This is a genomic window from Acidithiobacillus sulfurivorans, assembly GCF_018853815.1.
GTDB lineage: Bacteria > Pseudomonadota > Gammaproteobacteria > Acidithiobacillales > Acidithiobacillaceae > Acidithiobacillus > Acidithiobacillus sulfurivorans.
Map to the genome: position 1 here is coordinate 70,622 of NZ_JAAOMP010000153.1, position 20,209 is coordinate 90,830.

16 protein-coding genes are annotated in these 20,209 nt (G+C 48.0%); 3 read left to right on the forward strand and 13 right to left on the reverse strand.

Annotated elements, in window-relative coordinates:
• Nucleotides 1–11: 11 nt before the first annotated feature.
• The 8 genes from HAP95_RS14025 to HAP95_RS14060 all read right to left on the reverse strand — a co-directional run bounded on the left by HAP95_RS14025 (nucleotide 12) and on the right by HAP95_RS14060 (nucleotide 9,913).
• Nucleotides 12–3,563 (reverse strand): translocation/assembly module TamB domain-containing protein, encoded by a 3,552-nt coding sequence (locus HAP95_RS14025; RefSeq protein ID WP_226832801.1) that lies wholly within the window; start codon nucleotides 3,561–3,563, stop codon nucleotides 12–14.
• On the reverse strand, nucleotides 3,563–5,215 hold the full coding sequence (locus HAP95_RS14030) for an autotransporter assembly complex protein TamA (protein ID WP_215884776.1): 1,653 nt from the start codon (nucleotides 5,213–5,215) through the stop codon (nucleotides 3,563–3,565). The genes HAP95_RS14025 and HAP95_RS14030 overlap by 1 nt, the downstream gene beginning before the upstream one ends.
• Before the next feature lie 260 nt (nucleotides 5,216–5,475).
• The gene (locus HAP95_RS14035) at nucleotides 5,476–5,736 is read right to left on the reverse strand and encodes a hypothetical protein (RefSeq protein ID WP_215884777.1); all 261 of its coding nucleotides are present in this window, start codon (nucleotides 5,734–5,736) and stop codon (nucleotides 5,476–5,478) included.
• A gap of 102 nt (nucleotides 5,737–5,838) precedes the next feature.
• Entirely contained in the window at nucleotides 5,839–6,186 is a 348-nt protein-coding gene (locus HAP95_RS17565; RefSeq protein WP_215884778.1) for a DUF3293 domain-containing protein, read from the reverse strand.
• Between the two features lie 16 nt (nucleotides 6,187–6,202).
• On the reverse strand, nucleotides 6,203–7,726 hold the full coding sequence (gene dacB, locus HAP95_RS14045; RefSeq protein ID WP_215884779.1) for a D-alanyl-D-alanine carboxypeptidase/D-alanyl-D-alanine endopeptidase: 1,524 nt from the start codon (nucleotides 7,724–7,726) through the stop codon (nucleotides 6,203–6,205).
• A gap of 24 nt (nucleotides 7,727–7,750) precedes the next feature.
• Nucleotides 7,751–8,974, reverse strand: coding sequence for an MFS transporter (locus tag HAP95_RS14050; protein ID WP_215884780.1), 1,224 nt, complete (start codon nucleotides 8,972–8,974; stop codon nucleotides 7,751–7,753).
• Nucleotides 8,975–9,020: 46 nt separating this feature from the next.
• Nucleotides 9,021–9,575 (reverse strand): c-type cytochrome, encoded by a 555-nt coding sequence (locus HAP95_RS17200; protein ID WP_226832793.1) that lies wholly within the window; start codon nucleotides 9,573–9,575, stop codon nucleotides 9,021–9,023.
• A 47-nt stretch (nucleotides 9,576–9,622) separates the two neighbouring features.
• The gene (locus tag HAP95_RS14060) at nucleotides 9,623–9,913 is read right to left on the reverse strand and encodes a hypothetical protein (RefSeq protein WP_215884781.1); all 291 of its coding nucleotides are present in this window, start codon (nucleotides 9,911–9,913) and stop codon (nucleotides 9,623–9,625) included.
• A 233-nt stretch (nucleotides 9,914–10,146) separates the two neighbouring features.
• Between HAP95_RS14060 and HAP95_RS14065 the strand changes: the two genes are divergently transcribed.
• Nucleotides 10,147–11,259, forward strand: a complete 1,113-nt coding sequence (locus HAP95_RS14065) for a fatty acid desaturase (RefSeq protein ID WP_215884782.1) — start codon at nucleotides 10,147–10,149, stop codon at nucleotides 11,257–11,259.
• Here HAP95_RS14065 and HAP95_RS14070 read toward each other — a convergent pair whose 3' ends face one another.
• From HAP95_RS14070 to rfaD, 3 genes are read right to left on the reverse strand one after another with little or no spacing between them, the layout of a single operon-like run.
• Entirely contained in the window at nucleotides 11,260–11,667 is a 408-nt protein-coding gene (locus HAP95_RS14070) for a hypothetical protein (protein WP_215884783.1), read from the reverse strand. It lies immediately after the preceding gene.
• Nucleotides 11,657–12,667, reverse strand: a complete 1,011-nt coding sequence (locus HAP95_RS14075; RefSeq protein ID WP_215884784.1) for an NAD-dependent epimerase — start codon at nucleotides 12,665–12,667, stop codon at nucleotides 11,657–11,659. Before HAP95_RS14075 ends, HAP95_RS14070 begins: the two co-directional genes overlap by 11 nt.
• Complete coding sequence (rfaD, locus tag HAP95_RS14080; RefSeq protein ID WP_215884785.1) at nucleotides 12,667–13,656, reverse strand: ADP-glyceromanno-heptose 6-epimerase; 990 nt, start codon at nucleotides 13,654–13,656, stop codon at nucleotides 12,667–12,669. The genes HAP95_RS14075 and rfaD overlap by 1 nt, the downstream gene beginning before the upstream one ends.
• 158 nt (nucleotides 13,657–13,814) lie before the next feature.
• On the opposite strand from rfaD, the gene HAP95_RS14085 reads away from it, so the two are divergent.
• Both HAP95_RS14085 and acs read left to right on the forward strand, forming a co-directional pair.
• Nucleotides 13,815–15,803 carry a monovalent cation:proton antiporter family protein gene (locus tag HAP95_RS14085; RefSeq protein ID WP_215884786.1) on the forward strand — a complete coding sequence of 663 codons (1,989 nt, stop codon included), beginning with the start codon at nucleotides 13,815–13,817 and terminating at the stop codon, nucleotides 15,801–15,803.
• Between the two features lie 106 nt (nucleotides 15,804–15,909).
• Nucleotides 15,910–17,880 (forward strand): acetate--CoA ligase, encoded by a 1,971-nt coding sequence (acs, locus tag HAP95_RS14090; protein WP_215884787.1) that lies wholly within the window; start codon nucleotides 15,910–15,912, stop codon nucleotides 17,878–17,880.
• 197 nt (nucleotides 17,881–18,077) lie between these two features.
• Here the strand turns inward: acs and HAP95_RS14095 are convergent, their stop codons facing one another.
• Both HAP95_RS14095 and HAP95_RS14100 read right to left on the reverse strand, forming a co-directional pair.
• Nucleotides 18,078–18,440 carry an SdpI family protein gene (locus HAP95_RS14095; RefSeq protein WP_215884788.1) on the reverse strand — a complete coding sequence of 121 codons (363 nt, stop codon included), beginning with the start codon at nucleotides 18,438–18,440 and terminating at the stop codon, nucleotides 18,078–18,080.
• Between the two features lie 23 nt (nucleotides 18,441–18,463).
• Nucleotides 18,464–20,173 carry an alpha/beta hydrolase gene (locus tag HAP95_RS14100; RefSeq protein WP_215884789.1) on the reverse strand — a complete coding sequence of 570 codons (1,710 nt, stop codon included), beginning with the start codon at nucleotides 20,171–20,173 and terminating at the stop codon, nucleotides 18,464–18,466.
• Nucleotides 20,174–20,209: the final 36 nt, after the last annotated feature.

Here is a 20,209-nt window from a genome sequence, read left to right on the forward strand (position 1 = left end):
TCCATGGTGAGTTAAAAATCGATCCGATAAAATATGTTCGCACCATTCTGGGTGCCATTTTCAGTTTGTAATTCTATATGCTTACTCACTCGATAACGCAACCTGGCAACCGTTCCGTTTCCCATTACCGATTGGCCTACACTCAGATATAAATCCGGTGTCAGATAATGGCCCAAGGTAACCATGGCTCCAGACAAACCTTGTTGACCATTAGAGGTTACGCCAACATCAATGCCAGTATTGCTAAGACTATTTCCGAAAAGCGCTGCACGACTCGCAGAAAAGAGAGTGCCTGCTGCAGCCGAAAGTAATTCATCTTGATTGCCCAGACTACTTGAAGGCGTGCCGAGAACCAGATAAGACAAAATATCAGCCTGAGACATGGAAGGGTTGGAATACAGATTAACTTGCGGGACCTGTAAAGTCCCTGTTACCTGAACGCCTGCTTTCACTGGCGTATTATCCACAGCAAAACTGTCGGAGTTCTTGATAGTGCGTACCGCGAGTACATCCAGATTAGCCTGACTGGCTTCCCCATGGAAGTTAATGGAGCCTCGTTCAAAATCCAGGCTATGGCCATAAATATCATAATGACCATTTACCATGCGCAATATTCCTTTTACAACAGGACTATTTCCATCCTGCATCCTGACATCCAGAGCCCCTACCAAATCAGCTCGTAAGCCACTGATGAAGACTTTGGCATCATTACCCAGAGTGACCTGCAAATTCACGCTTAGAGCAGGACCTGCATTATTTTTCTTGATATTTTTAACAAAAATCACATCACTGGAAGGTTTTGGTCCGTTAAAATCCGTACCAAGAATGCGCAGACGATTAGTATGAATGGCACCACCAATATTTATTTTCTGTAAGGTTCCACTAATATGAAGATCGGGACTGACAGCCGCCTGTACCTGAGGAAGATTCAAGGCTGTAAATTCATGACCGGTAATCTTCAAAGCAAAATGTGTTTCGGGCCGCAGGTAGATGGTACCATTTCCTGAAATACGGCCTGTTCCCGAAGTTGCGTGCATGTCACTAATTTGCAGTTCTTGACCATTACCTAGCAGTTTGGCCCCGACCCCTTGTAAATCGAGCCCAGCTTGCGGAACATACAAGCCAAGTCCCTGTAATTCAGCAGTGCCATGCCATTTTGGATCTGCCCAAGTTCCAGTGAGATTTCCTTCTATATTACCACTACCTTGGGCACGCATTTTCAGGGTTCCAATGGGCAAAGCCGCAAAAAGAGGAGCACCTAATTTTGCTTGAACGGTCGCTTGAAGTGTTGCTTGCTGATTCCAACGCCAGGGCAGGGCGAGGGTAACCGGACTATGCAGGTGAATTTGCGCAGAGCCCCAATTTTTTGGCAATTCCAGATGGGACGTTAAGGTCAGATTTTTAGGTTCCCAACGCACTTGGCCGCTGAACTGCTGCAAATCAATAGATTGAGGCACATCATCGGATAACCAGTGCAATTGGGTTTTCTCGGAATCCCAATTGCCCTCGGCATGACAGACACCATGACATTGCGCCTGTAAATGGGCATTCAAATATCCCTCAAGAGATATATCGTTATTTTTTTTGTTAAAATCCAGTGGAAGAGATAAAATATTCAAATTTAAACTGGCCAGGTTTTGCGCTGGGTTATAAAATCCTTGAACGCTGATCTTTGCTCCATGAGTATCATTGAATACGAGAGGACTGATTCGAATGACACCGGAATTCCAGGATAATGTCGAAGCATTCTCTAGTTGCCAAAGTCCGAGACTCTTGCTTTGAAAATGGCTTCGATTTAATAATAGAATCCATGCTGAATGAGAATGTTTGATCAAACTATGCAGAGTAAATTCATTACCATCTGATTGCGCTTCAATATCCATTCCAAATTGCGCCAGGGTACCATGAGCCTGTGAATGTAGGTTGATCAGATACTGTTTGTATTCTGCGCCTTCAATCTGCAGATTGGCTTGCAGGTTATCATGAGTAAGCAGTGAGGCCTGGGCATTAACTTTGTGGATTGCAATCCCTGCATAGAGCAGTTTTTGAGCATGAGCGTTTATACTACCTACCCAGTTCTGATTGGTCCGTGCAATCCAGCCATGGGCATTAGTAGAACCACGGGCATCAGGTGATAACATTTGCAATTTTGCTATATTAAAAGAAAATGACAGATGTTTCTGCAAATTTCCAGAAGCATTGATGGTCAACCCTGGCCCACGAAAATTCGCGTTTTGCAAATCCCACTGATTTCCAGCGAATCTCAGATCTGCATTACCTATCAGATTGGTTTTATATATTTGACTAGGTAACAGCTGCAATTGGAGGCGTCCATTCATACTTTTTGCTGCTTGTGCAGCATTTAGGGTCATATTACAGGACAACTGGCCGGGAATAGTAGAAAAAATGCGTTGGTTTTGTAAACCTCTAATTCGTAATTCACCCTGAACATTCATCAGTGGTTGCCAATCAATTTTTATTTTTGCAGGTAGCAGTTTCGCACCGAGCATGTCACCCGCGTAATCATATTCTAAGCCTGTTTCGCTACCTTTAATACTCCCTTGAATGCCACCAAATTTTGGTGATCCATTCATCGCAAACGCACCAATATAATGATGAAAATTCCCATGCAGGTGTATTTTCAATGACAAAGGACCGGTCGGCACAGACTTCGGAATGTCTTTGACAACGATGTTACTCAGTTTTCCGTACACCGTGAAGTCACCAGCGCTATTCTCTGGAAGGTCTATTTTCCAGAAGCCATTGGTAGTATTACTGAGAGATGGATTTTTTAAGTCCATAGAATTCAATACAATTTGGTGCGGAGCAATCTGAATCAGGCCGCTGATACTACTCAGTGAATTTTTCTGATTCAGTATCAGGTTAATTGGGCCACCAAATGTATTGTTGCCCATGTCATGCCATGCCACACTCCAATGGAGGCTAGTATGAGCAGGGGAGGGCTCAATCCAGTCTCCCTTAGTGGCGACACTGCGTTTTTCCATTTGGACTTGTGCAGAAAATTTTAACTTACCAGCGAAAAGATTTGCTATTAGTTCGTCAATATGGATATTTCCATGATTCCAGGAGATATTTTTAAATGTGCTACTCGTTAATTTAAAGGCAGTTTTCTGTCCTTGCCATACCCGTAATTTTTCAATGGTGGTTGGTCCAATATGTATTGCGATAAATCGTGACCACAGCGGTAAGGCCGGCCATGTAAGATTTAGTTTGCTCGGCTTTGAGGAAGATTTTGGTAGATATAGTTGACCATTAACAATTTTAAGGTCTGCAACATCTAGCTCTCCCCATAATAAATGGCTAGGATGCAATACCCACTGCAAATTTTGAGCGGTAAAGCGAGAAGCTCCGCTGGACCAGTTCAACTCGGATATTTTTAAACCATCAATCAAAGTTCCACTGATTTTTTTTGCACTTAAATGCGGAACTTGAGCCAGTGCCCAGCGTGCACCGTTATTGGTACTCAATAACCAAAATAGTGCAGAAAAAATAACCCCTAAAGTACATATAAAAAATAAAATAACCAGGTTTCTGAAGCGCATCACAGGCTAAATCCTACTGAAAAAGCAATCCGCACAGCAGGAGTCTTAGGATTCACCAAGGGATGTGCCAGGTCAAAACGAATGGGCCCCACTGGAGAATACCAGCGGAAACCAATTCCTACATCCTGAAGTATGTGCAAATTTGAGAAACTGTTAAAAGCATTGCCCGCATCATAAAAAGCGACAACCGCCCAATTTTTGCTGACAAAACGTTGAATATTGAAGCCAGCCACAGCCAGTAATCTGCCACCCTCCACCGCTCCATCGCTATCTACAGGACCTTGTGACTGAAAGGCGTAACCGGGAAGACTGTTTTGTCCACCTGCAAAAAAACGCAAGTTAGGCGGTAAGACACTAATGGGGCCATTTAACCACATCGCACCCACTTTTGCTCTTGTGCCTATGACCCACTGCCGGTTAATACGTACATTCCAGCTGCCTCGTGCACTGAACCGAACAAAATTAGCGGTGCTCCCCCATATTTTACTGGCCCCCTCGGCGCGAGCAGTTAGCGAATATCCGGATATAGGTCGTAATACATTGCGAAAATCCTGGATTGTATATTGTAGAGAAGGGTAAATATAAAAACTGTTATTGACTTCATCTGCTACCGTGTAGTTAGCTTGCTCAAAATTAACCAAGGCTTCCAGTGTGGTGGTTTTGTTGCGGCTATTGTCATCGCGCAATGACCACTGTCGCCCAACACTCGCCAGTATCTCATTACTATCGTAAGCAGTGAGCGTTTGATTCTGATAGCTGGCTTGTGCGACATATTCGGATCCTATATTTTTTCCGATAGGCCATTTATAAAGTATGCTGGTGCTTCGGTTAAGCTGAGCCGCCAAAATAGAAACACGTACATGCTGAGCTTCATCAAAGGCATTGTAATTATCATAAATCAATGCTGCATTAGGACCAATATCGGTACTATAACCAGCACCAATCTTGATATGTTGTGCTGGCATACTTTTCAAATTAATGCTGACAGGAACGATGTTGTGTTTTTCTGCATTCAACTCGCCATGAACTGAAATATCTGAAAAACGATCCGCATTACGCAGATTACTTTGAGTAACTGCTAGTGCTGCAGGTGCGTACCAGTCTCCTTCTTTGAAAGAAACATAACGTTCCACAAACCACCGAGGATAATGCTCCGCACCATGGACAGTGATAGAACCAAAACGAAAACGAGGTCCGGTATTTAACCATAGATAAATATCCGACCAAAATTCTTTTTTATCAATTAATATTTCATGGCGAGTATATTCTGCTTTGGCGTACCCTTGCCTATTTAACACCTCTAGCGCTTTACCTTTCCACTCTTCATAATCGATTTGATTAAGTACAGCCCCATCTTTTAATGGAAAAACCTTGAAAAAATGGATTATTTGCGGGGTATTCCTGCCTGTTCCAGATTTTTGGAGGTCTACTTTTCGAACGATAATTGGCTTAGCTAGTGAAATTGAAAATTGCAGCAGATAATTTTTGGGACTACTAAGTTTTTTACTGATTTTCCATGTTGCGTCGTAGTATCCATAGGCCTGTAATGCATTTTTGAGACGAAGGCTGGCGGACATTTCTGCTTCTTCAAGGCGGTCTGCCTTGTCGCTAATGGTCACGGGGGGTAAAGCTTTGTTCAGCTTATCCACCATGGAAGTAGGGAGATCCTCAAATCCAAAATGAACGGTGTCGGCCAGTGCGGGGACCGAAAAAAATCCCAGCGATAGGACGCATGCCCCCCCAAATCTTAACGAGGCACGACTTTTACCTTTTAAGTAACATGCTGTTCGTGAATGAATTTTTTTCAGAAGCTCCCCCGCATCTCCATGTGCTGGACTCATCTTGTCGATCGTAATGATTCTAACATGATTTTCAGCAAATGCAGGGGAGCGGAAACACGCTCAGAATAGAACTATTTCTCTCTATCGAAAGGAGAGGTGTTTTGGTGGATTTCCCGATACTGGGTGACCACAATGTCCTGACTGGGGCTTTTGCGCATCTTGCGTTTTTGCCACCAGAGGAAAACCATGCCGCTTGCACCCAAGATCGCCACCGCAATAAATGCGAAAATTGCGAAAAAAAACAAACCAATCAATAAAACCATGCCGACCATGACGGTCAACAAACGCACCCACCAAGGTGCCCGATTGCCGGAAAAAGAGTAGTGTGTCATCGTGCTCCCTCTGAAATCACTCTTGTTACAGAGTGGGACCATGATCCCTGGTCGAAGTTCATTTCCTGATTTAACATAATAAACATTATGCGAACCAAATAATCAAGCATACACCAGCCATACACGTCTCCCATCCAGATAGACAAAAGCCTTTTGTCCAAATTGTCGGACAAGCTTGACAGCCACTGACTCGTTCATAGTAAACACAATCAGACTTTCCTCCCACCATGCATTAACACCGCAACAGGATCGTAAAAATCGATAGCCGTTGGCATCCAATATCCTGAATAAACGACGTTGTCTTTTTCTGTTTTGCCATGGACTCAATTGCTCTGACTGGGGATTCCAGGCTGTAATAATTGCAGCACGTACACCATAAGCCGGCCCACCGATATGGAGTTTAAGCTGACCGGGAACCAGATAATGGCTTTTTCGGTAGGTTGAATCCAAAGCATTTGCGGCAAACCTATGTGTCTCTTGAATGCGATAATTGGCTTTTCCCCAGGATGATGTCGCGCACGACTTGGTCCACCCGGGCTCTGGCCTCAGCCTCGGAGCCCCGGAAATGATCGACCATAATCGCGAAGGCATAAGCTTCTCCTGATTTATTGCGGAGTAATCCGGCGAGCGTGACTGCATTGCGTAAAGTACCTGTCTTGGCCCTTATGGAGCCCTTTGGCAGATCACGGAAACGATGCCTTAAAGTGCCATCTACTGCCGCAACGGGTAAAGAATCACGCCAGATCTTGCCCCAGGGTTGCTGATAAGAATACACCAATGCCGACACCAACTCTTTGGCACTAAGGCGATCTAGCCGTGACAAACCGGAGCCATCCACGAGTTGTGATGACTCGTTATTCAATATTCCTGATTGTATTAACCAGTCATGCAATCCCTGCATGGCAGAGGCACGACTGCCGTCACCCCCTCGACGCAAATCCGCATCTCTCAGTAAAACCTCTACATGCGTATTTTCACTGACTTTGTTAGCTACCGTTATCTCTTCTGCAAGCGACGGTGACACTCTTTCGGCAAGAACTGTAGCGCCTGGATATCTGGCACGCCAGGCATCCGAACTGGGGTGACGATCAACACTGATTGTCGGTCCAACCACTATCCCCTCCTCTTCTGCAGCTTGCTGCAGGGCTAATGCCGCAAGATAGGGTGGATTTGGTTGTGCCAACAGTGCTGAAAAACCTCCAGCATTGGCGCATATGGCACCAATAAGCTGATATTGGTTTCCGGATTGAATGAGCTGAACAGCCCTTTCTTCTCCTTGCCAATCAACTGTCTCCACCTTATTAATGATGATATTCAGTGGATTAGGCGTAATTTTTACTGTGGCGAGTCTACCCGCCCGTCGTGCGGGAAGCAGATCAATACTAACCATGGCGTCATTGAACATCAATGCGCTGACCGGCGCTCCATACCAGAAACGCTGATCATCTGCCGTCCAACCCGGTATATGGTGATCTTCTGGAAACTTTCCAGCATCCACGACAATACCGTCAGGAACATAACGAACGCCCCGTGCGTAGAGACTTTTGGCGATGCTCCGCATCGGCAGCATAGGGTCACCGCGCTCGGTTTTTTCTATAAACGGAAAGTGTCGACTGGAAATATCGGGATCTCCATCGCCCAGCACAATCAGTGGTCCAGTGACTGTGCCGGTCGGTTCAACTGTTCCCAAAACCAGAGTATGTTGCCTGGCCTCCGCCCCTAATACCTGCAAAATATAGGCTGTGGTCAATAACTTGGCCGTAGATGCAGGCAATTGACTATGCGTTGCTTCCTGATTGAGCAAAAGGCGGGCATCATGAATGTTGCGCAGTGCAATACTCCAATGCTCGCCATTGGCGTTGGACTCGTGAGTACCATTGGTTGCCGCCCAGCTGACTCCGCACAGTCCCAGCATCCCCAACAATAAGCACAAACTAATAACATTTATCAACCAGTCTGATATTTTTTTCTTCGACACATTAAGCAACATGTCTAACGCTCCTTTTTGATTATTTTATACCGGGGATTTCTTGTCCTGATAGAGCTTGTCCGGCATCCCTATTGCTAAGAAAAGGCTGGGTATCGCGGCCACAAAAGCCAAAAGAAAAAAATCGACGAATCCAACTTTCGCTGCGAGAAAGCCACTAAAGCCACCTACTACGGTGGCAGCCACAGACATCAAAGCCGAACCGATGGCAAAATGGGTGGCTTGATAGTTTTCCTGACAGCGTTGCATTAAAAAAACCATAAGTACAGCCGTGCCCAATCCGGCTGAACCTTGTTCAAAGGCGATGGTAACACCCACCCACCAGATGGATGGATCTGCCCAGGCCAGCCAGGCATAGGCCGGTATGGCCAGAGACTGAATTAAGGTAAGCGGAAAAAGGGCTCTTTTTAAACCCCAACGCGAAATAATGAGACCACCCAGTAATGCCCCTCCAATACCAGTCACCGTACCCACACTGCCAGTTAGAATCCCGCGCGCAATTAATCCATAACCCAGATGATTCAGGAAAGGGGTACCCATGGCGAACATCATGGCATCCCCGGCTCTAAATAAGAGAATGAAGGCCAATGCCCAAACGATGCCGGGCTGCGCCAAATAGGTTTGAAAAGCTTCACGTACTGCTGCCCAACGATGACCGTGATGCTGGGTACTGGCGGGTGGTGGTGCTGGCAGTATCCATTTATGAAAACCGGCCAGTCCCCACATCATGGCTGCAGCAGTCAAAAAACAGGCTGTCCATGATATCCATCCTGCTAAAATGACCAGTGCGCCATTACCTACCAGCATCGCCACCCGATAAGCGGCGACCCTAAGTCCTGAAAACCCCGCCTGATCAGCCGTATCAAGGGTCTGAATATAATAACCATCGACTGACATATCGTGTGTTGCTGACATAAAGGCCATCAGAATAAAAATCTTGGCAGCCAGATCCAGATTAAGATGCTGTGCGGGCCAAATCAGCAAGGCGGCTACAACCCCTAAAATCAACTCCATGACTACCAGCCAGCGTTTTTTATTCCCGAATAAATCAATGACCGGGCTCCAGAATAGTTTCAGATTCCAGGGCAGCCCAAAAAATGAGAGCAAGCCAATAACCTGAAGACTGGCACCAGCATAAGTAAAAAACTGCACAGAAACCTGTTGCACCAAAGAATAAGGCAGTCCTTCGGCGTAGTAAGTACTGGCAATCCAGGAAAGTTTTTTAAATTTTATACCCACAGCATTTTCCATATAAAAAACCCCCGCTGGGCGGGGGTTTTAACGGGCCTGAAAAATGTCAGGCTGATTTTGGCGGAGCAATAGGCTTTTGGGCCAGTACCCAGGCCGCCAATTCTTTAGCCTGAGCCGGTGTCACGCTTTGTGCTGGCATCGGCATTCCACCCCATACACCCGATACACCGTGTTCAATGGCATGACTCAGCGTATCAACTGCCTTGGGATTACCCTTGTATTTATAGGCAACCCAAGCAAAAGCCGGCCCAACAACCTTGACTTCAACCTGATGACAGGCAAAACAGCCCTTGGCTTCTGCCAAGGATTTTGCTTTAGCCATCTGATCCGTATTCATAGTGGCCGCTGATGCAGCCACTTTCACAAAGTGCCCGCTCCCTCCCTGCACATCAAAACTAGATGGCGAGGTGGTTGATCCAGTGCTGTCATCACTTTGGGTAGATCCAGAACCCTGGTCACTACTCATGGCCGAGCTGGTAGCAGAGCTATCACTGGGCGCGGTGGTGGACTCTTCCTTCTTGGCACAGGCAGCAGCGAGAGTTACCACGCTGGCGAGTACCAGAAGACGCATGACCGGACTGATGTTACGTACGTTCATCATAAATACGCCTCCTCCTTTTTCTGGTTATGGACTACCCTTGCAACAACTTAGTCTGTAGATGCACCGGAGCTGTCGCTGGCAGCCGTATCCGAAGAATCGGCACTGCTGGTGTCAGCCGCAGCACTGGTATCGGGCGCAGCTGATTCCATAGGCGCAGCGGCAGCACTGGTGTCGGTGCTGGTCGTGGTCGCCGGAGCAGCAGATTCTGTCGTGGTGGTTGCACTACTATCCGCAGCAGCGGTGGTGTCTTCTTTCTTGGCACAGGCCGATGCCAGAGCAATGGCGCCAGCAACCAGAACAATACGAGCAACAGGTTTGATCTTAGCGATATCCAACATTTCTTTCACTCTCCTAATAGTTAATACAGGATGACAGCTTCAGTTACGCATCATTTATAGCGCAAATGACCGTATCATGTTAGCACTAATTTTTCCCATGCCAAATACCGGCCCTGCCTGCTGGTCTGGCAGTGAGTTCCAAGACCGGCTCGACCAGGCATTCAAAAATACTTGGTGATCGCGGTTTAATATGTATAATGATGTACTATTATATTTATATAGGGGCGACTCAGATGGAAGCAGATCCAGCAAAGCACTTTGAAGCATTGAAATCGCTGAAAATTCAGACTGTTCGCCAGGCTATTCGTCCGGAATGTTATCAACGCGATATCAGCAAGGCTTTGTTCAGCTATGCTTTTGACGCAGTGCTTTATCTAGCGGCGATTACTGGCATATTGTTGATTCCCCATTGGTGGGCACAGCTACTGCTCGGCTTGTTGGCAGGATCTGCTGTCGCTTTCATGTTTGTCTGGGCCCACGATGCCGCACATGGCGCCTTATTTGAAAATCGGCATCTGGCCGAAGTATTGGGCACGCTGTTCATGTTGCCTTCCTTCAATATGTATCGCCTATGGGCTTTTGGACATAATCGCGTACATCATGGGTTTACCAGTCTGAGCCCCATTGACTGGATCTGGAAACCATTAACACCCCAGGAATATCGCCAAAAAAGCACCTTTCAAAAACTGATATATCGTCTGGAGCGGAGCCCTTATACCTGTGCCTTGCATTATCTGCTGCGCGTATGGTGGCCCGGAATGGTGCGTTTCAAAGCAGACCAGAAAAACAGGCGTGCTTTTACCTTAAGTAAAATCATTACCGCACTGTTTTTCTTGGTTTTTTCTGCATTCTCTTGGTGGGCGGCAGGTCCGATGGGCTTTGTTGCAGCAGTACTGCTCCCCTTTCTGGTTTTCAATTACTACATTGCCCTTTTTGTTTACCTTCATCACACCCATCCTGACATCCCCTTTTTTATGGAAAAAGAAGAATGGAGTCAGAGTGTTGGCCAACTATATTGCAGTACAGTCGTGCGTTGTTCAAAAATCAGCGAGATGCTTATTCATAACATCCTGATTCATGCGCCTCATCATGTAGATCCGCGCATCCCGTATTATCATCTTGAAGCAGCTTATGAAGACCTGCGCTCGGCCTATGGTATATATCTACATGAAATGCGTTTTAGTTTTAGAGCCGTGCGCCGAATATTCAGCACCTGCAAACTCTATGATTATGACGCAAAGCAATGGATGAGTTTTCGTTCCGGCCGCAGTTGGGTGGAACAAAAAACCTCTGAGAGGAGTGTTTCAGCAGGTGCCGGCATTTACTCCGGGAAAACAGCCTGCTGATTATTCATCATCTTCATAGACGTTCGGCTTTGAATGCAAATTATCCGAAGCGGTGTTAAGGGCCTGAAGATGTAAAGTCTTCAGGAGCCTCGTGACGATCGGGTAAAGAAGAACAGCAGAAACTGCCAGATAGACAATGCCCGAATATAGAGCGTAGGCGCTGGCAAAAAGCTTAGCGACAGACCCATGCAGACTGGACACCGGCCCCATACCACTCAGAATCATGCTGGCATTGAGCAGGCTGTTGATCCAGTTGATCTGCCCCAGAAAATGATAGCCCAGGATACCGACCCCCAAAGAGATGGCCATAAAACCCAGCCCAATGGCGGTATAACGCAGTTGATGCCAAATAAATTCCGTGTGGCTGCGTAAATGAATGGATTGAAGATGAAGTGGCTTATTGGGCATTGCCATAATACCGACGGTACCAGTCCACAAAGTGTTGCAATCCTGTGCGCAAGGGCGTGTCCGGAGCAAAAGCGACGGCCTCCTGAAGCGCAGAGACATCCGCGTAAGTAGCCACCACATCTCCATCCTGCATGGGCAGCCATTCGATTTCTGCTTTTTTATCCAGGCACTCTTCCAGCGTTTGAATGAAGTCCGTCAGGGCTACCGGTGTATGATTGCCGATATTGTGTATCTGAAAAGGCGCGGCACTTGATGCCGGATCTGCAGGCCAGAAGGCCTGAGGGCCGGGTATTTTCGGAACAAGACGGGTAACACCTTCTATGATGTCGTCAATATAAGTAAAATCCCGCTGCATTTTTCCATGATTGAATACCGGAATTTTTTCACCGCCAAGAATTTTTTGGGTGAAGCTAAAATACGCCATGTCCGGCCTTCCCCAGGGACCATATACGGTAAAAAAACGCAAACCCGTACAAGGAATGCCATACAGGTGCGCATAACTATGCGCCATCAACTCCCCTGCCCGCTTGGTGGCCGCATAGAGGCTGACTGGATGATCCACCGGATCGTGAACGCTGTAAGGAAGTTGACTGTTGGCACCATACACAGAGCTGGAAGACGCAAAAAGTAAATGCCCGACCTTTTGCGCCCGACATCCCTCAAGGATGTGCAAGAAACCGGTCACATTACTGTCCACATAACTGTGCGGAGCCTGCAATGAATAACGCACACCAGCCTGAGCGGCCAGATGAATCACCACATCAAAATGGGGTCCCGCAAAAAGCGTTTCCATGGCGGAGCGATCTGCCAGATCGATTTTTTTAAACTGAAAAGCCGGATGTCCTTCCAGTTGAGCGAGACGATCTTTTTTGAGGTTAGGATCATAATAGTCGTTAAGATTATCAAGGCCCTGCACAATCCATCCATCGGCCAGCAAGCGCCGCGCCAGGTGAAATCCAATGAATCCGGCAACGCCGGTGATGAGTACCCGCGTATCCATTATTGATCCCGTTCAGCCAGCCAGTCGATGTAACGCTCCACTCCCTGTTCTACGGAGAGAAAGGTTTTGCTGTAACCGGCAGCGCGTAATTGACGAATGTCTGCCTGAGTGAAACTTTGATATTTACCATGGAGTGCTTCAGGCATGCTGATATAGCGGATGGTTTGGGATTTTTGCAGGCCAGGTAAATCGTGCGTTTCCTCACCAGCCATACGCCGCATGCTGTTGACCACTGTAACAGCCACATCATTGAAGCTCTGAGCCTGCCCCGTGCCCACGTTATAAATACCGCAGCGTGGATGATCCAGAAAGTGCATATTGACGGACACTACGTCATCTACGTGAATAAAATCTCGACGTTGCTCCCCATCCTCATAACCTGCACTGCCCGCGAACAGATGCACATGCCCATCCAACCGATATTGCTTGTAAAAATGCATAGCCACAGAAGCCATGCGACCCTTATGAAACTCCCGGGGGCCATAGACATTGAAGTAGCGAAAACCATGTACTGGGGCCTTCAACTCATTCCACATGCGCCGTAAATACTGATCAAACTGAAACTTGCTGAAACCATAAATATTCAGGGGAGACTCAGCCTGGCGTTCTTCCGTAAAACTGCCGGTCATGCCGTAAACAGAAGCACTGGATGCATACAGAAAAGGAACATTGTGCCGTTGACACCAATGCAGTAACGCCTTGCTGAAAGCATAATTATTTTCCATGACATAACGACCATCCGTGGCCATGGTATCGGAACAGGCACCTTCATGAAAAACGGCTTCCACGCCTTGCAGCTGATCACGCTCAATCAACTCCAGAAGACGCTCAGCTTCCATGTAGTCGGCAATTTCCAGATCGGTGAGGTTGAGAAACTTGTCTGCGCGGGTCAGGTGGTCGACCACGAGAATATCTGAAATACCCTGTTTATTCAGTGAATTAACAATATTGGAGCCGATGAATCCAACTCCGCCCGTGACAATATACATGCGCGATTCTCCTTTTCCGGTTATGATAACAGAAAGTGGGCAGCTGCCGAACATAAGCCCATATCCCTTTCGGGGAGTGAAAATACTCAGTCGACCCTACCTATGAAAACCACGCAAGCGCCATGACTTAGATTCTGGCGTTTTTGCTGAGGAGACCTATGCACGATCAGGGACTGCTAATCATCATCTTGCTACTCGCTACGGGCGTGATCCTGGTGGGGGTGCTGCGCTTTTTGCAGTTGCCCGCAGTATTCGCTTATCTGCTGACCGGCGTCATTCTCGGACCGCATGCCCTTGCTGTCGTGCCCGATCTGGCCAGCACCCGTCAACTGGCAGAATTTGGTGTGGTGTTTCTGATGTTCAGCATTGGGCTGGAATTCAGTCTTTCACAATTCATGAGCATGCGACGACTGATCTTTGGTATGGGCGCTGCTCAGGTTTTGCTCACCAGCGTTATTTTTGTGGGTATTGCCCTGATTATTCCCCTTTCCTGGAAAACCGGCGTGATTCTCGGCGGCATTCTGGCGATGTCATCGACGGCCATGGTAATCCGTGCACTGGCCGAGAAAATGGAAATGCAGTCTCGTCATGGTCGTATAGCGGTCAGTGTGCTGCTGTTTCAGGATTTGGCCGTAGTACCCTTGCTGATTCTGATTCCAGCGCTGGCAGGATCCGCCAAAAACCTTCCTCATGATCTCGCCATGGCCGGACTGAAAGCGGTGATAGTTTTACTGGTGTTGCTGGTCATTGGCCGGCCAATAATGCGGCCCTGGTTTCAGTTGGTTGCCAACCGCAAATCTACCGAGCTGTTCATGCTCAATGTGTTACTGGTGACCCTGGCTCTGGCGTGGATTACAGAACAGGCCGGGCTTTCTTTGGCTTTGGGCGCATTTGTAGCGGGCATGCTGATTTCCGAAACCGCTTATCGCTATCAGGTAGAAGCAGATATTGCGCCCTTTCGCGATATTCTGCTGGGGCTGTTTTTTGTCACCATCGGTATGTTAGTGGATTTGCCCGCCTGGTGGGCGAATATTGCCTGGGTGCTCACTGTGTTGTTGCTGATTGTGTTTCTAAAAGGCTTTCTGGTTTGGGGGCTGAGTCGATTATTCGGTTATGAATCCGGAGTGGCATTGCGCTCTGCCATTGTCCTCGCGCAGGCAGGAGAATTTGGTTTTGTATTGCTGGCACTGGCCAATCAATACCAATTGTTACCCGCGCATGTGTTGCAGCCTGTGTTGGGCGGTATGTTGTTGTCCATGATGTTGGCACCCATTCTGGTAGAACGTAATGGCTGGATTGCGCGCAAATTGGTGGGAAGTTACCGCAATCATCGTGATCAGCAACTCACTGAAATACGCGCTGCTGATCTCAAGGCCCACGTGGTGCTTTGTGGATATGGTCGGGTTGGTCAAAGTGTAGGCCGGGTACTCGAAGAAGAAGCTATTCCTTTTATTGCCCTGGATCTGGATCCGGTGCGGGTCCGTCAAGCGCAGTCTGCGGGAGAGTCCATATTTTATGGGGATGCCAGTCGGCGTGACGTTTTGCAGGCAGCGGGGATATTCTCGGCGCGGGCGGTGGTGATCACCTATGCCAATGTGGCGTCCAGTCAGCGGGTTCTTTCCATAATCAAAGAGTTGAGACCAGAATTGCCGGTGGTGGTCCGTGCTCATGACGACAGCCAACTGGAAAAACTGGAAGCCGCCGGAGCCGATGAAGTGGTGCCGGAAGTAAACGAAGGGGCCTTGATGCTCGCCTCTCAGACCTTATTACTCATCGGTTTCCCCATCAGCACGGTATTACGTCGGGTCAGACGTTTTCGTCAGGAGCGCTACCAGTTCTTCCGGGGCGCATTCTGGGGCGGTTCTGAACCCGGCGAAGACCAGGCTTCGGCGCGACTGGCTTCTATCCCTTTGGGTGAAACCGCTTTTGGCTTGCACCTTAGCCTTCGCGAGTTGAATTTAACCAGTTTTGGCGTGTCTGTGGTGGCCGTGCGGCGGCACGGTATTCGCGGGCGCGATCCGGCCCCGGACACCGTATTGAAAACAGGAGACGTACTGGTTTTATTTGGTAGCCCCGCAGCACTGACCAAAGCCGAACTGTATGTTCTTGAAGGCAACACGGCACAGGAAACTGCAGTCACTGCATAAGTTTTCAAGCCGACCAGTAGCCGAATAGTCCAAGAACGCTTTTCCTTATGCTATGTTAAAGCATTATCTGAACATGCGGACCACACAAAAAAATTGAGAGTGATTTATGACTAATGCCATTGATTCCAGTCTGACCGAAAACCGCCTTTTCGCAGTACCCGCAGATTTTGCCGCCCAGGCAAACCTGACCGCAGAGGAGTTTGCAGAACTCCAGCAAAAAGCCGCACGCGATCCTCAGCAATTTTGGGCTGATCTGGCGCGCCAGCATCTGGACTGGGACACCGAGTTCAAAACGGTATTGGACTCAAGCGACGCGCCGTTTTATCGCTGGTTCAGCGACGGCAAGCTCAATGTGACCCATAACTGCCTGGATCGTCATCTGCATGGAGCACAGCGCCATAAAGCGGCACTGATTTGGGAGGGTGAAGCCGGAGAAGTCCGCACCTATACTTATGCGCAGTTGCACCGGGAGGTCAGCATTTTCACCAATGCACTCACTCATCAAGGTGTCAAAAAAGGTGATCGGGTCGCCATTTACATGCCCATGGTCCCGGAAGCCGTCGTGGCCATGCTGGCCTGTGCCCGTCTTGGTGCCATTCATACGGTAGTATTTGGCGGCTTTTCTGCCGAGGCGCTTAAAAATCGTCTTGAAGATACGTCTGCCGTGATGCTTATTACCGCAGATGAGGCCTGGCGTGCTGGCAAAAAAGTGCCTCTCAAACATCACGCCGATCAGGCATTGCTGCGCGAACACGAACATTCCGTGAAACGGGTCATTGTCCTGCGCCGGACCGGTGCGGACATCGACATGCAGGAAGGACGCGACATCTGGTGGGAGGAAGCTGTTGCCGGACAAAGCGCCGCCTGCCCCGCTCAGCCCATGGCTGCAGAAGACCCGCTGTTTATTCTCTATACCTCTGGTAGTACCGGCAAACCCAAGGGCGTTTTTCACAGTAGCGCCGGTTATTTGCTCTGGACTATGCTGACCACCCGCTGGGCTTTTGATCTTAAGCCCGAAGATGTGTACTGGTGTACGGCAGATGTTGGCTGGATTACCGGACATAGTTATGTGGTGTATGGCCCCCTCGCCAATGGCGCAACCATTTTCATGTACGAAGGCGCGCCCATGTATCCCCAGCCCGACCGTTTCTGGGAAATGATAGCCCGCCATGGAATCAGCGTGCTTTACACGGCCCCTACTGCCGTCCGGGCTTTCATGAAAATGGGCGATGAATGGCCGGCCAGGCATGACTTATCGAGTTTGCGTCTGCTGGGTACCGTTGGCGAGCCCATGAATCCTGAAGCGTGGATGTGGTATTCCCAACAAATTGGTGCGGGGCGCTGCCCTATTGTGGATACCTGGTGGCAAACCGAGACTGGCGGCCATATGATCGCGCCGCTTCCTGGCGTCACCGCCAACAAACCCGGCTCCTGCGCCCTCCCCTTACCCGGTATCAGTGCCCGGATTGTGGATGACCAGGGAGATCCTGTTGACGCTCCCGACGCCGGGGGTTATCTGGTGATTGATCAACCTTGGCCAGGCATGTTGCGTGGAGTCTGGGGGAATCCGGAGCGTTACATCGAAAGTTATTGGGCCAAATTCAATAATCGTTACTATGTAGCCGGTGACAGCGCACGTAGGGATCAGGACGGTTATTTCTGGGTCATGGGTCGGATTGACGATGTCCTCAATGTATCCGGGCATCGCCTGGGCACGGCCGAAATAGAATCGGCCCTGGTTGCCCATCCGGCGGTAGCAGAAGCTGCTGTAGTAGGTATTCCCCATGAAATCAAGGGAGAAGCCGTTTGTGCTTTTGTTATACTGAAACATCAACATCAAGGGGATGATCGGGATGAGCTCAGCGCGGCATTGCGGGTGCAGGTTACTGAATTGATTGGCGCCATTGCCCGGCCGGATGATATTCGCTTTACCGACGCCCTGCCCAAGACCCGCTCGGGCAAAATCATGCGCCGATTGTTACGCTCTATTGCCCGGGGCGAGGATGTAACGCAGGACATCAGCACCCTGGAAGATGCGGGTACCCTGCAGCAACTGGGGGGTCAGGACAAACGCTGAGTTCTGCGTAAGCCTGAACACGGCGGTGGGCCGGGAAGCTTTGCAGCGACTTTGGCCTGCCCATTTGACAACTTTCGCAGGAATGGCCTTTTGAGGCCGATTTTCGTCATCCCCCTTCCTGTCAAAGAGATACTGCCAATTCAGAAGAATTCAAAACATAGAAATTATGAACTATAGAGATGTTACCCCGGGGATGGTCATTGCTCTTTTTTATTGCTTTTTGTAGGGATTGTAATTCCAATAATTACACCAATAGAAACAATACCAAGGAAAAGCAAAACATTTTCTTGGCGGTCATAATGATGAAATATTTGCGGGGAAAAAATCAAAATAAACGCTAACATAATAAAGCAAATACCAGCCACAACAATTCTTTTACCGCCGACATGATTGATAGCATACCATGACTCTTCACTTTCTAATGCTTTGGGAATACGGATGCCATAAAATGGGTTGGAAGGAATTTGATTCCAATACAAAGGTAGTCCGACTCCAATGGAAACGACGCCAAGAAGAAATAGTAAAACCGAGGGTAATATGTTGTGTAGATCATTAAACATGATTGAAATTCCCAGCAGTAAGACTAATTCTCTAAGTAACTGATAACACTTTTAATCATGACAGGATCCAGACGGCGACCGGGGGGCGCAGGATGCAAAATGTCACTACTGCTCACCGTAGTAAGGTTATGACTCATTTTGCTTATGTATAATAGTGTAGCATGTTCTGGGTTGGCATCCTCTAATCGTTTCCCATTCCACGGAAGTACCTGCACATCTCTGTCCCCTTGAATTATTAGAGTCGGAATATTTATTCCTGTGATGAGATGCTCTGGATTCGCTAAAAATTGGCTTTTAAACAATGGTAGGAAACTTGGTTGCATAAAAATTTCTGCTAATGGGAACTGCCTTAAAAATTCATCGTTGAAGTGTATTGTATCGCCTTTGGCTTTTCGAATGTGGTTCGCCAGAATAGCAACATTTTTATTTATTTGATGAATTATCGAAGTGTTTTCGCCCCTTAATATTGCTTGATAAGTCATTTGTGATGAAAGAACTTTACGAAGAGGTGCTCCTGGACATTCCAATAACACCATCCTCTGTGGGTCGATTAAACCATGATGCACTGCGTACAAGGCAACCAACCCTCCCTCAGAGTGTCCCATCAACACCATTGGTAAGCGATGTAAGCTACTTTGCTTTTCCATAAGGGAAAACCATGCAGCTGCGTCTTCAGCATAAATTTGCAAGGTTAGTGCAGGAGGATTTATCCCAACGGCAGGGCTGATACTTGCTTTATTATAACGCAACATGGCGTAACCATTTGCCGCAAAGTCGTAGGCTAACTGCTTATAAATATAATCATGCAATCCTAGTGGATTATTACCGTCCATATTGGTTGGACCACTACCGCCGATCAGGAGGATGGCACCATATATTGGTCCGAAACGGGGAATTGTCAATACACCCGCCATGTCGCGACCCATTGAGGTTAAGTGCAAATGTATAGATTTTACATTGCGAGAGCGCGAGGGAAAAAAGGAAGTTAAGGGATTTTCCTGAGTATCTATTTTCTGAGCAAAAGGCGCCAGACCGGCACGCATAATGGATACGTTGCCTTGTGTCAAACCTAGGAGCTTATGGCGATGGGGAGTGCACCATAGTGTTTGCACAACAACTGGCTTTCCTCCTTTGTTGAGGGTCAGGCGCACTGATAATGCCGTGATGTGTTGCTTACCATATAACCACTGCTGCTTCCCAGATTGGAGAACTGCATCTAACCAGAGATCTTTTAATGGGAAGAACACGGTTTCATGCGTGTTTTTTCCTTTCAGGCCATAGAGCATGGCTTGAAGCCCGTTCACCAAATTATTCCCGATCATATATACTTTCGGCGATATTGACGTGATATGGTAGTTAAGTTCTTTTGTTTGCCCATTCATTTGGAGCTTTCCAGATATATTGCGCTTCTGTACTTTTAACTGCAGCCGATAGGCTCTTTGTCCATGTTCCGCACTACCATCTGAAGCATAATCTATGGTGCTTCCGTCATGGCGGGTTCGGATAGTGCTGTGCAGATGTGCAAGAATAAGTAAACCCTGCTTGATTGTCGTGTTTGCATTGATTTCCCAACCGCTGATGAGCCGCTTTTGGACAAGCACCTCAGTACCCCGGACTGAATCAGGGCCATACAGTTGGAAGCTCCAGTGATTCGAAGTTTCGGCCTGTGCAGTGGTGGAAATCAATACACAAAATATGAAAAGTGCAATCCAAGATGCGGTAGGTTTTAACATTAGACAGCCCCATGCATTCGATCGAACGAATAGCCT

What these genes read in the sequence shown, in the direction of transcription:
- acs (WP_215884787.1), top strand. Translation starts at nt 15,910, where the DNA reads ATGACTAATGCCATTGATTCCAGTCTGACCGAAAACCGCCTTTTCGCA.
- HAP95_RS14030 (WP_215884776.1), bottom strand. Translation starts at nt 5,215, where the DNA reads ATGGTGGATAAGCTGAACAAAGCTTTACCCCCCGTGACCATTAGCGAC.
- HAP95_RS17200 (WP_226832793.1), bottom strand. Translation starts at nt 9,575, where the DNA reads ATGATGAACGTACGTAACATCAGTCCGGTCATGCGTCTTCTGGTACTC.
- HAP95_RS14065 (WP_215884782.1), top strand. Translation starts at nt 10,147, where the DNA reads ATGGAAGCAGATCCAGCAAAGCACTTTGAAGCATTGAAATCGCTGAAA.
- HAP95_RS14060 (WP_215884781.1), bottom strand. Translation starts at nt 9,913, where the DNA reads ATGTTGGATATCGCTAAGATCAAACCTGTTGCTCGTATTGTTCTGGTT.
- dacB (WP_215884779.1), bottom strand. Translation starts at nt 7,726, where the DNA reads ATGTTGCTTAATGTGTCGAAGAAAAAAATATCAGACTGGTTGATAAAT.
- HAP95_RS14050 (WP_215884780.1), bottom strand. Translation starts at nt 8,974, where the DNA reads ATGGAAAATGCTGTGGGTATAAAATTTAAAAAACTTTCCTGGATTGCC.
- HAP95_RS14075 (WP_215884784.1), bottom strand. Translation starts at nt 12,667, where the DNA reads ATGGATACGCGGGTACTCATCACCGGCGTTGCCGGATTCATTGGATTT.
- HAP95_RS14095 (WP_215884788.1), bottom strand. Translation starts at nt 18,440, where the DNA reads ATGTTTAATGATCTACACAACATATTACCCTCGGTTTTACTATTTCTT.
- HAP95_RS14100 (WP_215884789.1), bottom strand. Translation starts at nt 20,173, where the DNA reads ATGTTAAAACCTACCGCATCTTGGATTGCACTTTTCATATTTTGTGTA.
- HAP95_RS14085 (WP_215884786.1), top strand. Translation starts at nt 13,815, where the DNA reads ATGCACGATCAGGGACTGCTAATCATCATCTTGCTACTCGCTACGGGC.
- HAP95_RS14025 (WP_226832801.1), bottom strand. Translation starts at nt 3,563, where the DNA reads ATGCGCTTCAGAAACCTGGTTATTTTATTTTTTATATGTACTTTAGGG.
- HAP95_RS14035 (WP_215884777.1), bottom strand. Translation starts at nt 5,736, where the DNA reads ATGACACACTACTCTTTTTCCGGCAATCGGGCACCTTGGTGGGTGCGT.
- rfaD (WP_215884785.1), bottom strand. Translation starts at nt 13,656, where the DNA reads ATGTATATTGTCACGGGCGGAGTTGGATTCATCGGCTCCAATATTGTT.
- HAP95_RS14070 (WP_215884783.1), bottom strand. Translation starts at nt 11,667, where the DNA reads ATGCCCAATAAGCCACTTCATCTTCAATCCATTCATTTACGCAGCCAC.